13 protein-coding genes and 1 pseudogene are annotated in these 13,180 nt (G+C 61.8%); 8 read left to right on the top strand and 6 right to left on the bottom strand.

Features of this window, described 5'->3' with window-relative positions; all coding sequences use genetic code 11:
* Both IVB46_RS25970 and IVB46_RS25965 read left to right on the top strand, forming a co-directional pair.
* Positions 1-607 (top strand): SDR family oxidoreductase (locus tag IVB46_RS25970; RefSeq protein WP_247343740.1); only part of this gene is annotated, 607 nt, incomplete at its 5' end.
* A 16-nt stretch (positions 608-623) separates the two neighbouring features.
* On the top strand, positions 624-1,223 hold the full coding sequence (locus IVB46_RS25965) for an NAD(P)-binding domain-containing protein (RefSeq protein WP_247312245.1): 600 nt from the start codon (positions 624-626) through the stop codon (positions 1,221-1,223).
* A 202-nt stretch (positions 1,224-1,425) separates the two neighbouring features.
* Here IVB46_RS25965 and IVB46_RS25960 read toward each other — a convergent pair whose 3' ends face one another.
* From IVB46_RS25960 to guaA, 4 genes are all read right to left on the bottom strand, one after another.
* Positions 1,426-2,277, bottom strand: coding sequence for a hypothetical protein (locus IVB46_RS25960; RefSeq protein WP_247312135.1), 852 nt, complete (start codon positions 2,275-2,277; stop codon positions 1,426-1,428).
* Positions 2,278-2,284: 7 nt separating this feature from the next.
* Positions 2,285-3,943, bottom strand: a complete 1,659-nt coding sequence (locus tag IVB46_RS25955) for an AAA family ATPase (protein ID WP_247312131.1) — start codon at positions 3,941-3,943, stop codon at positions 2,285-2,287.
* Between the two features lie 93 nt (positions 3,944-4,036).
* Entirely contained in the window at positions 4,037-5,005 is a 969-nt protein-coding gene (locus IVB46_RS25950; RefSeq protein ID WP_247312128.1) for a hypothetical protein, read from the bottom strand.
* A gap of 24 nt (positions 5,006-5,029) precedes the next feature.
* Entirely contained in the window at positions 5,030-6,628 is a 1,599-nt protein-coding gene (guaA, locus tag IVB46_RS25945) for a glutamine-hydrolyzing GMP synthase (protein ID WP_247312126.1), read from the bottom strand.
* Positions 6,629-6,777: 149 nt separating this feature from the next.
* On the opposite strand from guaA, the gene IVB46_RS25940 reads away from it, so the two are divergent.
* The 3 genes from IVB46_RS25940 to IVB46_RS25930 all read left to right on the top strand — a co-directional run bounded on the left by IVB46_RS25940 (position 6,778) and on the right by IVB46_RS25930 (position 8,210).
* Positions 6,778-7,149, top strand: a complete 372-nt coding sequence (locus IVB46_RS25940; protein WP_063983784.1) for a nuclear transport factor 2 family protein — start codon at positions 6,778-6,780, stop codon at positions 7,147-7,149.
* A 253-nt stretch (positions 7,150-7,402) separates the two neighbouring features.
* On the top strand, positions 7,403-7,735 hold the full coding sequence (locus tag IVB46_RS25935; RefSeq protein WP_247312124.1) for a DHCW motif cupin fold protein: 333 nt from the start codon (positions 7,403-7,405) through the stop codon (positions 7,733-7,735).
* A gap of 265 nt (positions 7,736-8,000) precedes the next feature.
* The gene (locus IVB46_RS25930; protein ID WP_008141931.1) at positions 8,001-8,210 is read left to right on the top strand and encodes a cold-shock protein; all 210 of its coding nucleotides are present in this window, start codon (positions 8,001-8,003) and stop codon (positions 8,208-8,210) included.
* Positions 8,211-8,446: 236 nt separating this feature from the next.
* Here IVB46_RS25930 and IVB46_RS25925 read toward each other — a convergent pair whose 3' ends face one another.
* Both IVB46_RS25925 and IVB46_RS25920 read right to left on the bottom strand, forming a co-directional pair.
* Positions 8,447-9,745, bottom strand: coding sequence for an RsmB/NOP family class I SAM-dependent RNA methyltransferase (locus tag IVB46_RS25925; protein WP_247312121.1), 1,299 nt, complete (start codon positions 9,743-9,745; stop codon positions 8,447-8,449).
* A 90-nt stretch (positions 9,746-9,835) separates the two neighbouring features.
* Positions 9,836-10,210: an MAPEG family protein gene (locus IVB46_RS25920; protein WP_063986431.1), complete on the bottom strand. Its 375-nt coding sequence runs from the start codon at positions 10,208-10,210 to the stop codon at positions 9,836-9,838.
* 168 nt (positions 10,211-10,378) lie between these two features.
* Between IVB46_RS25920 and IVB46_RS25915 the strand changes: the two genes are divergently transcribed.
* The 3 genes and pseudogenes from IVB46_RS25915 to IVB46_RS25905 all read left to right on the top strand — a co-directional run.
* Positions 10,379-10,993, top strand: coding sequence for an acriflavin resistance protein (locus IVB46_RS25915; protein WP_247312119.1), 615 nt, complete (start codon positions 10,379-10,381; stop codon positions 10,991-10,993).
* A gap of 70 nt (positions 10,994-11,063) precedes the next feature.
* A complete protein-coding gene (locus IVB46_RS25910; protein WP_247312116.1) occupies positions 11,064-11,906 on the top strand; it encodes a metallophosphoesterase in 843 nt (280 codons plus the stop codon).
* A gap of 141 nt (positions 11,907-12,047) precedes the next feature.
* Positions 12,048-13,142 (top strand): annotated as a pseudogene (locus IVB46_RS25905) (alanine racemase); the annotation flags it as partial.
* Positions 13,143-13,180 lie beyond the last annotated feature (38 nt).

Genomic DNA, 13,180 nt, shown 5'->3' with positions numbered 1-13,180 from the left:
CTCCGTCCTCGAAATCGTCATACCACTTCTCCTAGGATTACCCCTAGGACCTGCAGCTATAACGTTCGTCAAACAAGGCGGCCTTCAATGGAGGGATACGGAAAAGGGCAGGATCGACATCCTGTACGCAAGCGCCGGCACGGGCGAAGCCGTCCCACTGAGCGAGATTACCGAGCAGCATTTCGATGCGGCCTTCGGCCTGAATACGCGCGGCACGCTGTTCACGGTTCAGAAGGCGTTGCCGCTGTTCAGCGATGGCGGATCGATCTTCATGACGGGGTCAGTTGCGTCGGTGAAAGGTTTTCCTGGGTACGGCGTGTATGCGGCGAGCAAGGCGGCGTTGCGCTCATTCGCACGCACGTGGCTCAACGAACTGAAGGGCAGGAATATCCGGGTGAACGTGCTGAGCCCGGGGCCGATCGCCACACCGATGCAGGACCAGGTTCTCACCGAGGAGGCGAAGCGGATGTTCGAATCCCTGATCCCGCGGGGAAAGATGGGACGTCCTGAGGAAATTGCGGCGGTCGCGCTGTTTCTTGCTTCAGACGATTCGAGCTTCGTGAATGGGGTGGAGTTGTCTGTCGACGGTGGCTTCTCGGCCATTTGAAAAACGGAGACGCATGATGAGCTACGCGATTATAGGATTCGGCAAGGTAGGCCAGGCCCTCGCCCATGCCTTCGCCCGCAAGAACATCGACGTGACAGTCGCGAGCCGCCGGCCGCCCGAGGTGTTGGCGCCACAGGCTCGGGCGATCGGACCCTCGGTCGTCGCCAAGTCGCTGCGGGAAGCACTCGAGGCCGACACGATCATCCTGGCGGTCCCGTTCGGGGAGCATCGCGAGGTTGCGAAGGCCCTGCCGAGCTGGGAAGGCAAGACCGTCATCGACGCGATGAACGCGTTGGTTCCCCCTGAGGAGCTGGACGGTCTCCCGTCCTCCGCCTTCGCCGCGAAGGCGTTCACCGGCGCCAGGCTCGTGAAAGCTTTCAATCATCTGGTTGCGGCCACCCTGGCTGCCGATCCGGTCGTCGAGGGCGGCCACCGGGTGGTCTTCCTGTCTGGTGACGACGAGGACGCGACCGCTCCCGTGGTGGCCTTGGCCAAACAACTCGGCTTCGCACCCGTCAAGCTGGGAAAGCTCAACGAAGGTGGCGCGCTGGTGCACGCACGCGGCCGCATCTGGGGCCAGCTCATCTTCCAGGATTTGTTCAAGAAGGAGCAGTAATTGATCTACGACCGTATGATTTGGCCCGAGGAGTAAAATCCTAAAACGTCGAGTTGCGGTGACAGTGCATTCGACTCGCAAGCTTTGGCGAACGATAGTTAAATGCACTTTCACCGTAATCCCTAGCAGTCAGTGATTGCGCTGGACACGAAGGCAAGCGCCAGAGAGGAACGCGGACCTCGTGCCATGGGGCAACGCGCACCTACCTCAATGCACTGTCTGGCACGCGCCCCGGAGCCGACAATCGTTGAGTTAGCCAAGAGATTGCTTCAGGATGCAACAGTCCGGAAATAAATATCGAATTCCAGTTGTTCTTGCTGCCATGCAATTCATCAAATGCTTGGCGTTCTTTGTGCAAGATTGCCTCGACCTCTCCTTCCTCTGACACATTCTTCTCTAACGCGCGAACTACCAAACTTGGCTTCAGAAAGAATTTACTCCAGCGCGCAGCCAAGTATCTTCTGATCGCCGATCGCTCGATAATCGTCTTCACATGGAAGGCAATAGCCGAATACTGCGGATGCGTATCTGGAACCATTAGCGCGATCGAGACGCGCGGAACATCTCCGAGATCGCCGAACTGCGCTCCAATGAGTCTCTCATCCAAACACGCATCGAAGTACGGGTGCAGCACGCGCTCGTTCGCGTCAGCACCCATTACGACTTCTCCGCGTCTGGTGTTGCACTTACACGCTGGAACAAGATTCTTTGAGAAGATTGCAAAGACCGGAAACGGCTCCTTCGGCAAATAATGATCAAGAGTGCCACTATGCATCGATCCACACATAGGACACACCAAGTGCTCGGACGATTCCCGCATCTTCGCAAGATGGGCTAAATCCTGTGGCGGGGACGCGTAGTGCCCCTTCAGTAACTTCGCGACAGCAGGGCTTACCGCCCAATTATGGACTAGCCCAGGCTGCCCGCCCACGGCTGCGTATTGCTCGTAGCCAGCCTGAACATCGGGCACCAGAGGTTGGAGGTGCGGATAACTTCGTAAACGCACGTTGTTCGACAGCGCGAGAAACGCCTCCGCATCATCAAAATCGGGCAATGGCAGCCTATTCACTTGCTTCCACGCCCTCAATCGCGGCTCGTAGAGAGTTGAGCATTTCTAGCGAGAGCTCATCCTTAAACCTCTCATAAATTTCTGCCCATGACGACTTTGTCGCAATTATTGCGCGCTCCACCTCAGACGCCAGCTTCGAGAATTCATCTTCCCCGAACACGAAGTACGAGATTGCCCCGACATCGGCGCCGAACGTTCGTAGAGTGGGTCTTTGCGCCAATACGACTCCGTCGTTATCGCTAAGAATCGTAACTTGCTCGCGGAATACCTCGCGAACGAAATAAGCGGAGTGAGTTGCGATGATCGCTGCGGACCCCGTAGCCTCCAGAAGATGATTCAAAAGTGCGACGAAGCGACTGATAAAATTAGGATGCAGATGAGTTTCTGGTTCATCGAGGAGCAATAGCGATCCGTTCTCAATGTGTAGACTCGCTTGGGCAGCAAATTTCAGAAATGAGAGCTCTCCACTGCTGAGCGGATAACCATCACCATCGATAAGGCGCACGGGCTCAGCTCGAACATTAATTGAGGCGAGCTTCTCTAGGACACTCTTTTCCGACCCTCGACTGAGACTAGACAGACGCACGTAGGGCTCGAAGGACAGAGAGCTCTCCAGATGAAGCTGCCTAGGTGCAGCAATTGCATCTAACGCCCCTAGAAATATCTCCCAGCGCGACTGCGACGCGATCGTTTGCGTTGAACGCGCGACTTGGATGATCAGATCCGACACGTATTCGTTCCGCCTCGAGCGGCGCGAGCGGTTCAATGAATAGCGCCGATACCATATACGAGGCCACTTCCTTTTATCAGACGGAAATACGGACTCGGCTTCATTTGTTGGCGCGAATGCCAACAGGCGATTGATGAGGGGCCGTCCACCGGGCACACCATCCGTCAGCAAATCCGAGCCTTCAATTGCCGCTCTAGCAATGCGATTTAAGGTTTGGCTCTTCCCAACTCCGTTCTTTCCGATAACGACCGCAATACGCTTTGGCAGCTCACCTTCATGGGCGAACCGAAACGCTAGCTCGTGCTCATTTTTACGTCCCGGCAGTTGAAATCGAATCGCCAACGTTGGCGACAGAATTCCCGTCTGCTCATTAGACAGGCCGCGGAGAATTGGACCCGCATTGTTGAAAGCAAAAAACGTGTCGGAACTGCGCATAAACGACAGAGAGAATACTTCCGTTTGCACGGCTCGCTTCAAAAGCTCGGACGCTCCTTTAAACTCGGAAAGAGCTACTAGATCATTTACGGCGATCAGAGCTTGGGCGGCGATGTCCGGCCCCAGTTCCTGCACCAAGGATCGATAGGCCTCGAGGCTTGGCAGCATCGTGAAGAACTGATCTTTATAATCAGCATCGACGGTAGATTGCCCCGCAGCTTGGACCAACTGGTCCAGCAAACTCCTATCGTTTCTACCGCTTTTGGGGGCGATAAAGCCAATCAGACCGCTTACTTCGGCGGGTCGACTTTCTGCGCGCGAACGAATTTGATAATCGACGCGCGTATAGTGACCAAAATCGTTCCAATTGTCAGCTGCCGCTATTAGGTAGACTGAATTCTGGGGGGTCTCCGACGGGTCGAAACGCCGACCGAACAGCACTCGCCAAGTGGGCTCCCTCTCCTCTGTTGGCTGTTTCTCCACCATGTGAGCCTACTCACCTCCAACTAGTGCGCAATCGGCCTTTCAACGCCCCGTCCTGCTCAGTGGCCACGTGGGTGAGGTCAACGGCTTTGACAACTACGTACCGCTTTGACGTGCTCGGAAGGCCTGAGCGGATGCTCTAACCTCAAGATTGATATCTAGCTCCAATCGCAGCAACAAGTGCCTAAGAGCGCCACCTCCTTTTGCTAGCCAGTCGCCTATCGTTCGAGCACGCAAGCTTTCGACGTCGGTCGAGGCCATCCTCACTTGCCAGGTCTTTTCACCGACATCACCAAGAAATGCAGGAAGGTGCGGACTCATTTGGCAGTATGCTCCGGCAGCAAGATCAGCCACCGCTGCAAGATCTTCGGACCAATAAGGAGCATCAGGCGTTTCAGTAGTCCCGAATATGTGGTTGGCGGGACACCTCCAACCAGTGACGCCAAACGTAAGATACGTCGACAGGCGCCCGAATAGCTCACGCTTCTCGTAGCTATCCAACGCCTCATCGTGGTCGCTTATCCAAAAAGACAATTGGTCTTCGCGACGGAATCCCGAGAGAATCATAGAAACGAAGCTTGCAAGGCGAAGCATCTTTTCGATCGTTCCGGCGCCAGCATTTGCGGGGAAGCAGTCAACAAATGCTTCTTTAGCGACACTAGGGCCGCCCAACATAAAGCTTCCGACGCGGCGATCGACCAAGATTGTGATGAGATTTCCTTCTAGATTGCCCGCCAGATCAAGAAACGACGGCAGCGCTCGCCAGCGAACGGGCTCATTAAGTTTCTTGAAGGAAATCCGGCGACCATCCGGCAGCCATCGATCACGAAACACCTTTAGCGAAGGGAGCCACGCGTTCAAGGCACCGTCCGTCGTAACGACAAACGAATAAGCCTCGTGGGTGGCTTCCTTGTGCTGACCAGAATAATCGCTGGCCACGATCATGCTGCCGCTACTTACAGCCACCAACAGATCAGGATGCCTAGCCTCTACGACAGCGATTGAATCGCTGAGGTCGAAGAGATAACCCGCACGCTGTTCACCGATGCGTCGCCATACGCTCATTTGACGAAGCAATCTTCTTACCCCCTACTCCCATTCAATCGTCCCCGGCGGCTTGCTCGTCACGTCATACACCACCCTATTCACGCCCTTCACCTCGTTGATGATGCGCGTGGCGGTCTCCCCTAAGAACTTCATGTCGAACTGGTAGAAGTCCGCGGTCATGCCGTCGGTCGAGGTGACGGCGCGCAGGCCCACGACGTAGTCGTAGGTGCGGCCGTCGCCCATGACGCCGACGGTCTTCACCGGGAGCAGCACGGCGAAGGCCTGCCAGATGTCGTCGTAGAGGCCGTGCTTGCGGATCTGGTCGATGTAGACGGCATCGGCCTTGCGGAGGATATCGAGCTTGTCCCTGGTGATGTCGCCGGGGCAGCGGATGGCGAGGCCGGGGCCCGGGAACGGGTGGCGGCCGACGAAGATTTCGGGAAGGCCGAGCTCGCGACCGAGCTTGCGCACCTCGTCCTTGAACAGCTCGCGCAGCGGCTCGACGAGCTTCATGTTCATGCGCTCAGGCAGACCGCCGACATTGTGGTGCGACTTGATCGTCACCGAGGGGCCGCCGGTGAAGGAGACGCTCTCGATCACATCGGGATAGAGCGTGCCCTGCGCCAGGAAGTCGGCGCCGCCGATCTTCTTGGCCTCCGCCTCGAACACCTCGATGAAGAGGCGGCCGATGGTCTTGCGCTTGGTTTCGGGATCGGTGACGCCTTCGAGCTCGCCCAGGAACTGCTTGGAGGCATCCACGTGCACGAGCGGGATGTTGTAGTGGTGGCGGAACAGGTCGACCACCGTCTTGGCTTCGTCGAGGCGGAGCATGCCGTGGTCGACGAAGACGCAAGTCAGCTGGTCGCCGATGGCTTCGTGGATCAAGACGGCCGCGACCGCAGAATCGACGCCACCGGAGAGGCCGCAGAGCACCTTGCGCTTGCCGACCTGGGCGCGGATCTTGGCGATCTCTTCCTCGCGGAAGGCACGCATGGTCCAGTCGCCCGAGAGGCCGGCGATCTTGCGGACGAAATTGCGGATCAGCTTGGTGCCGTCGGGCGTGTGCACCACTTCGGGGTGGAACATCAGGCCGTAGTACTTGCGCGTCTCGTCCTGGATGATCGCGAACGGCGCGTTCGGCGAGGTGCCGGCCACCGAGAAGCCCGGCGGCATTTTTGTGATGCGATCGCCATGGCTCATCCAGACCTGGTTCTTGCCGCCCGGCGACCAGACGTCCTCGAACAGCTTGCTCGGCGCCTTCACCTCGACATCGGCGCGGCCGAACTCGCGGTGATGGCCGCCCTCGACGGTGCCGCCGAGCTGCTCCGCCATGGTCATCTGACCGTAGCAGATACCGAGCACTGGCACGCCGGAGGCGAAGATCAGTTGCGGAGCGCGGGGCGAGCCGGCCTCATGCACCGACTCAGGTCCGCCGGAGAGGATCACCGCTTTCGGCTTCATCTCCTTGAAGGCCTCTTCGGCCTTGTTGAACGGGACGATCTCGCAATAGACGCCGTCCTCGCGCACGCGACGCGCGATCAGCTGCGTCACCTGGCTGCCGAAGTCGACGATGAGAATCTTGTCGTGCGCCGAGGCCACGGAGGGCGTCGACGCGGAGCGGTCGTTCTGTGCTGCTGTCATGGCCAGCAAATACGCGACCGTGCCCCTGCCCGCAACCGCGCGATGCGCGCGCCCACATTCTTCTTTGGGCATGGACAAATGGATATAGGTCAGTATTATTGACCTAATATGCCCTCACGCCAAACAAGGGGCAATCAGGGGAGAACGCCATGCCACAGCACCATCAGCCATCGACGCTCGCCGCGCTCGGCCGGACCTGGGTCGAGGCCTGGAACGCGCGGGATCTCGAGCGCGTGCTGACGCTCTACGCCGAGGACACCGTGATGACCTCGGACCGCATCCCCGCGATGGGGTTCGATGCCAGCGGCACCGTGCGCGGCAAGGACGCGTTGCGGGCGTATTGGGGCAAGGCGCTCGCCCTGCTGCCGGAGCTGCATTTTACACTGATCGACCTGTTCGTCAGCCCTGACAGCGTTGTGGTGTTTTACGAGAACGAGCGGGGGAAGAAGATCTGCGAGTATCTGCGGGTGAATGCAGCGGGGCTGATTTTGCAGGGGTCGGCGAACCATTTGGCGCAGTGACGCTTGCGCGCATTGCTGTCGGCCACGCGCTTATCGTGTGCAGACGGTGCCGCCCCACCCACCGCTGTCATTCCCCGCGCCAGCGGGGAATCCAGTACGCCGCGGCTTTTCCGCATCACGGCGCGGCCTCTGGAATACTGGATCGCCCGATCAAGTCGGGCGATGACACCGAGTATCGCCCGCAATGACGGAGACTGCCGGACGCGCGTGCGCTAACACTGCGTCCGCCGGCTCTGAGACAGGATCACCACCGATGAAACTCCCCGCCTCCCCCTTCACCGTCACCGACTGGAGCAAGGTCGAGGCCACGACGCATCCCGGCGAGACCGGGCAAGCCAAGTGGCGGACGCTCAACATCGGCGATCTCCGGGTGCGGATGGTCGAGTATTCGCCGGGCTATCTCGCCGACCATTGGTGCGACCGCGGCCACGTGCTCTACGTGCTCAAGGGCGAGCTCGACTCGGAGCTGCGCGACGGCCGCAAGTTCAAGCTGACGGCGGGGATGAGCTACCAGGTCTCGGACTTCGGCGACGCCGCGCACCGGTCCTCGACGGCCACGGGGGCGACGCTTTTCATCGTGGATTGAGGGCTGTCGGGCGGCTCATTTGCACCGCAAAATAGCAAAGCCGCGCCACATGCCGGCCCACGGGTGGTGCCTTGAAGTAGCCCCAAATTCTCGCTATATTGTGATCATCGATACTTGGCCGAACGACTGGGCCGCTTCGCTTCGTTGCAGACGGGCGCGCACGCTTCAGATGACTTCCCCAAACATCGACTGAACAGGATCATGGGCGCAATTTCGCGTACCGGTCCACGTGCGTATCCTCTCTAACTAACTAAAGGAAATTCCCATGGCTATGGGCACCGTGAAGTGGTTCAACACCCAAAAGGGTTATGGTTTCATCCAGCCGGATGACGGCCAGAAGGACGTGTTCGTTCACATCAGCGCCGTCGAGCGCGCTGGCCTCTCCTCCCTCAACGAGGGTCAGAAGGTCTCGTTCGACATCGTCGCCGACCGCCGCAGCGGCAAGTCGTCGGCTGACAATCTCCGCGTCGGCTAACGCCCACGCACCGTTCTGACCACGGACGTACCGGCAGAACGTCGAGTTAGAAAGCCCCGCGAGCTTCGGTTCGCGGGGTTTTTGTTTTGGGATGCAACCGGACCGCGGCACACGCGGTACCGTAGGGTGGATTAGCGTAGCGTAATCCACCAACGCCTGCTTCAGCGGACGGAGAAGCGGTGGATTACGCCGCGGACCGCGCTTCGCGCAGCCGCGGGCTAATCCACCCTACGAACCTACGTCTTCTTCAACACCGAGACAAAGAACCCGTCCGTCCCCGTTCGGCGCGGCGTCATCAGCCAGCCTTCATCCGACTGCAGCGCGGCCTTTGCGAAATCCTCCGCCTTGTCCCAGAGCACGCTTGCGGTCTGCTCCGGCGGCACGACCGCGAATTCGGGATGGCGCCCCACGAACGCCCTCACCTGCTCGCCGTTCTCTTCCGCCAGCACCGAACAGGTGATGTAGGCGATGCGGCCGCCGGCCTTGACCAGCGGCACGGCGCGCTCCAGCACCTCGGCCTGATCACGCAGGCGGATCTCCAGCGCGCCGGGGCGCATCCGCCATTTGGCGTCGGGGTTGCGGCGCCAGGTGCCGGTTCCCGTGCAGGGCGCATCGATCACGACGAGGTCGGCGGTGCCGTTGATGTCGGCCAGCGGATCGGCCTCGCCCTTGGGCGTGCGGACATCGGCATTGTGGACGCCGGCGCGCGACAGGCGTTCGTGGATCGGGGCAAGCTGGCGCTTGTCGCTGTCGGTCGCGATCAGCCGGCCCTTGCCCTGCATCAGGGCCGCGAGCGCCAGCGTCTTGCCGCCGGCGCCGGCGCAGAGATCGATCACCTGCTCGCCGGGTTTTGCCGCGGTGAAGCTGGCCGCAAGCTGCGATCCCTCATCCTGCACTTCAACGGCGCCCTTGATGAAATCCTCCTCCGCCTGGAGGCCGGGATTGCGCGCATCGGCCGAAAGCTCGATGCGCAGGCCGTTTGCGGACCATGGCGTCGGTTCCGCATGAAGATGAGCAAGCCCGCGCAGCACCTTGTCGCGATTGGATTTTAGCGTGTTGACGCGCAAATCGAGCGGCGCCCGGCTCGCCATCGCAGCCGCCTCCGCGGCGCGCTCCTCGCCGAACACTTTCGCAAAGTACGGGTCGAGCCAGTCCGGATAGTCGCCGGCGATCGCAGCCGGCGCGTCCTTGAGGGAACGCGAGGCCAGCGCGGCCTGCTCGGCCTCGGTCAGCGGCGCCGGTGCAAACCGGCTGCCGTCGAACAGCGCGCCCATGGTGGCCGCGTCCATGTTGCGCTCGAGGCGGAGCATGCCGATCAGCCGGGCGCGCGCGGTATCGGCGTCCATCAGGAAGGCACTCGAGGCATAGCGGCGCAGCACGTCCCAGACGAGGCCGGCGATGGCGGCGCGGTCGCCGGAGCCGGCGAAGCGGTGCGCGGTGCCCCACTCCTTCAGCGCCTTGGCCGCGGGCACGCGGTCCTTCTCGATGGTGTCGATCAGTTCGATGGCTGCGGACAGCCGGGCAGCGGGAGTCATTTGAATCTTTCAGGTCAGGAATGGCTATTTTTGTTTTGCGCATGATCTTGTCGGAAAACCGCTATCCACTTTTCCGGATCATGCGCGCGCCTAGATCAACAACAGCATCTTCAGCGCGAAGTAGATCCACATCGCGAGCAGCACAAGCACGCCCGCGAGCCAGATCGTGGAGCGCCGGCCGGGATCGTTGGAGGAGACGAACACGCCGGCATGGGCGAACCGCGTCACCACGAACACCCAGGACATCAGCACGATGAAGAGATCGGCATGGCGCAAGGGCAGCGCCAGCGCGATCAGCGCGTAGAACAGCACCGGCAATTCGAACTGCTCGCCCAGCGCAATGTCGCGGCTCTTGGTCTCGCCGGAGACCAGCGAGCGCCGGCGCGCCAGTACCATTCCGATCAGGAGTGCGAAGGTGAGACCGACCTGCACGAAGACAGGCAGCAAAACCATTTGGATGGACATCGGAACTTTCCCGTCAGGCGGAACACCGCGGACCGTCATTAGCCGCGACTGCTGGCGCTGACAATCAACGAGTTGAACCGGTGTTCCCGGTCCCGCGACCAAAGGCCGATAGTTAAAGCGATTTCGGCCCCTTGAGGCCGCAAGGCGAGCTAGCGCCAAGAGACTGACATGAACACCTTCTCCAGCCTTTTGACCGAATCCGCGGACGGCCGGCTCGGCGTCCTGATGTCGGCGCTGTCAGGCATGGCGGCGGCGCTCGCGGTCGCGCTGGCGATGACGGTGTACTTCCGCCTGAGATACCGGAGCTGGCGCGACGTCGTCAGGCATGGCCTCGCCACTCTGGCCGCCCTCGCCCTGTTCGCCTTCGCCGCCTACGACATTCGCCACGCCGCGCTGGCCTATCTCGGCCTCAACCCCTCCAAGCCGGCGGTCGAGTTCGAGATCCGGATGCCCAGGGAAACGCTCACGGCGGTCACCGACAGCCAGATCGAGCTGCACACCGACCGCAACCAGACGCTGGCGCTGGTCGACGGCGTGCGCGAACTCGGCGATGGCCGCTCCGTGCTGCGCGGCGCCGTGGCGCTCAACCACCGCACCGCCGACCGCGTGCTGGTCGTGAACCTGCCCGGCAAGGGCACGTTTGAATTCCGCCTCCGCCTGCCCGCCGAGCCGCACCGGTCCGAGCAGTTCGGACCCTGGCACCTCGCCGACCGCATCGCCTCGCCGGCCACCGGCAGCGTCGCGCCGCAGGACGCCTACACGATCCGCTATCGCGTGCTTTAAACTTTGTTTCATCGCAATGCATGCGCGCGCCGTCATCGTTCCGACGTGCGACAACGCGTATGCTCACCCCATGTCCGAATTTCGCCTCACGCAGATTTCCGACACCCATCTCGGCCGGCGCTTCCCCGGCCTGATCGCAAATTTCGATCGCGTCAGCGAGCATATCGACGCTGATAGACCCGACCTCGTCGTCAACACCGGCGACGTCTCCTTCGACGGGCCGACAAGTCGCGACGATGTCGAATTCGCCAAGAGCCGGCACGCCGCCCTGCCCGTCGCCTGCCGCTACATTCCCGGCAATCACGACATCGGCGACAATCCGACCGCGATCGGGCCTGCGCCCAAGCCGCCGTTCGAGGAAAAGCACCGCCAACAATTCCGCGACATCATCGGCGAAGACCATTGGTCGTTCGAAGCGGCCGGCTGGCACTTCATCGGCCTCAACTCGCTGGTAATGAATTCAGGGCTCGCCTTCGAGGCCGAGCAGTTCGACTGGTTGTCCCGGGAAATGGCGCGCATCAACGGCAGGCCGATCGCGCTGTTCGTGCACAAGCCGATGTTTCTCAACCTGCCCGACGACCCCGAGACGCCGGAGACCTCGATCCGCTACGTGCCGCAGCCGGCACGCGCGCGCCTGATCGAGATGTTCTCGACTGTGGACCTGCGCCTCATCGCCAGTGGACACGTGCACCAGCGGCGCGACTTCACCTGGCGCCACACCCGCCATGTCTGGGCGCCGTCAGCCGGCTTCAGGATCAACGACGCGCGCCAGGACCGGATCGCGATCAAGGAAGTCGGGCTCGTCGAATACCGCTTCCGGCCGAACAGTTTCGAAGTTCGTCACGTCAGGGCCGCGGGCCAGGTCGATGTCGATATCGAGGAGCTGCTCGCCCAGATGGGCGGCGAGCACTAGCCCAATTCACGGGCACAACACCTTACCTAATTACCTCACTGCATCGAATTCGCGCCAAGATTGGCTAGAATGCGCTAATGACAACGTTGTCATTCCGACATATCGTTCCCGAGCGGTCGAGGAACCGCTGAGGGAGCGGCGATGCAGTTCTTGTCCCGGTGGGAGAGCCAACGTCTTTCAACGACCACGCGGGGCATCCCCCTGGTCGATGGCCTGCCGATCGAGGAGATCGCCCGCCAGAATTGGCAGCCCTCCCGCGGCGATCTCGCTCTGCCCGCCCTCACCCTCGATGAAGCCGCCTTCGCAGCCAATCGCGACCTCTTCCTGCGCTGGTGCAAGAGCGCCGGCGTCACTGTCGCGCCCCACGCCAAGACGCCGATGTCGCCGGAGCTCGCGCGATCGCTGCGCGAGGCCGGGGCCTGGGGCACGACGGTTGCCAACATCCAGCAGGCCGCCGTGCTGCTCGCGAGCGGCGAGCGGCGCCTGCTGCTGGCCAACGAAATCGGCGGCCTCGCGGCCGGCCGGCGGCTCGGCGCGTTGCTCGGCGCCTATCCCGACGTCGAATTTCACGCCTTCGCGGATTCACCGGCGGCGGTCGCAGCGCTCGCTGAAGCGGCCCGGATTGGGGGCCGCAGCGAATTGTCCGTGCTGGTCGAGCTCGGTGCGGGCCGGGCCGGCGCGCGCGATCGCGCCGCGGTCGAAGCGACGATGGCCGCGGTGCTCGCGGCCGACGGCCTCCTGCTCGGCGGCGTCGCCACTTACGAAGGCGCGGTCGCAACGCCCGATGCCGACGAGACGATGCGCGCGATCGCGGCGCTGATGGAGCGCACCATCGCGGCCTTCGCGCTGGTACGTCATGCCGCCCCGAGCCGGCCGCTGATCATCAGTGCCGGCGGCTCGGCCTATTTCGACGTCGTCGCCCGCGCGCTCGCACCGAGCACGCAGGCCGACGGCAACGCCGGCGTCCTCTTGCGCTCAGGCGCTCTGTTCTTCGCCGATCACGGCATTTACGCGCGCGCTTTCGCCGAGCTCGACCGTCGCGGCGGTCTCGTCATCGACGGCGCGCGGCACTCGGCGGCCGAGGGTTTCCAACCTGCACTCAAACTTTGGGCCGAGGTGCTGTCGCTGCCGGAGGCAAGCCTTGCGATCGCCGGCTTCGGCATGCGCGATGCCTCCTTCGATCAGGGATTGCCGGTGCCGCTACACGTCTTCCGCGACGGCGTCGCGCAGCAGGGGCTCGCCGAGACCTTGTCGGTCACCCGTCTCAATGACCA

Source organism: Bradyrhizobium sp. 61 (assembly GCF_023073075.1).
GTDB classification, from domain to species: Bacteria; Pseudomonadota; Alphaproteobacteria; order Rhizobiales; family Xanthobacteraceae; genus Bradyrhizobium; species Bradyrhizobium barranii.
This window is presented reverse-complemented; position numbering and strand designations above follow the sequence as displayed.

What these genes read in the sequence shown, in the direction of transcription:
- IVB46_RS25965 (WP_247312245.1), top strand. Translation starts at nt 624, where the DNA reads ATGAGCTACGCGATTATAGGATTCGGCAAGGTAGGCCAGGCCCTCGCC.
- IVB46_RS25955 (WP_247312131.1), bottom strand. Translation starts at nt 3,943, where the DNA reads ATGGTGGAGAAACAGCCAACAGAGGAGAGGGAGCCCACTTGGCGAGTG.
- IVB46_RS25950 (WP_247312128.1), bottom strand. Translation starts at nt 5,005, where the DNA reads ATGAGCGTATGGCGACGCATCGGTGAACAGCGTGCGGGTTATCTCTTC.
- guaA (WP_247312126.1), bottom strand. Translation starts at nt 6,628, where the DNA reads ATGACAGCAGCACAGAACGACCGCTCCGCGTCGACGCCCTCCGTGGCC.
- IVB46_RS25940 (WP_063983784.1), top strand. Translation starts at nt 6,778, where the DNA reads ATGCCACAGCACCATCAGCCATCGACGCTCGCCGCGCTCGGCCGGACC.
- IVB46_RS25935 (WP_247312124.1), top strand. Translation starts at nt 7,403, where the DNA reads ATGAAACTCCCCGCCTCCCCCTTCACCGTCACCGACTGGAGCAAGGTC.
- IVB46_RS25930 (WP_008141931.1), top strand. Translation starts at nt 8,001, where the DNA reads ATGGCTATGGGCACCGTGAAGTGGTTCAACACCCAAAAGGGTTATGGT.
- IVB46_RS25925 (WP_247312121.1), bottom strand. Translation starts at nt 9,745, where the DNA reads ATGACTCCCGCTGCCCGGCTGTCCGCAGCCATCGAACTGATCGACACC.
- IVB46_RS25920 (WP_063986431.1), bottom strand. Translation starts at nt 10,210, where the DNA reads ATGTCCATCCAAATGGTTTTGCTGCCTGTCTTCGTGCAGGTCGGTCTC.
- IVB46_RS25915 (WP_247312119.1), top strand. Translation starts at nt 10,379, where the DNA reads ATGAACACCTTCTCCAGCCTTTTGACCGAATCCGCGGACGGCCGGCTC.
- IVB46_RS25910 (WP_247312116.1), top strand. Translation starts at nt 11,064, where the DNA reads ATGTCCGAATTTCGCCTCACGCAGATTTCCGACACCCATCTCGGCCGG.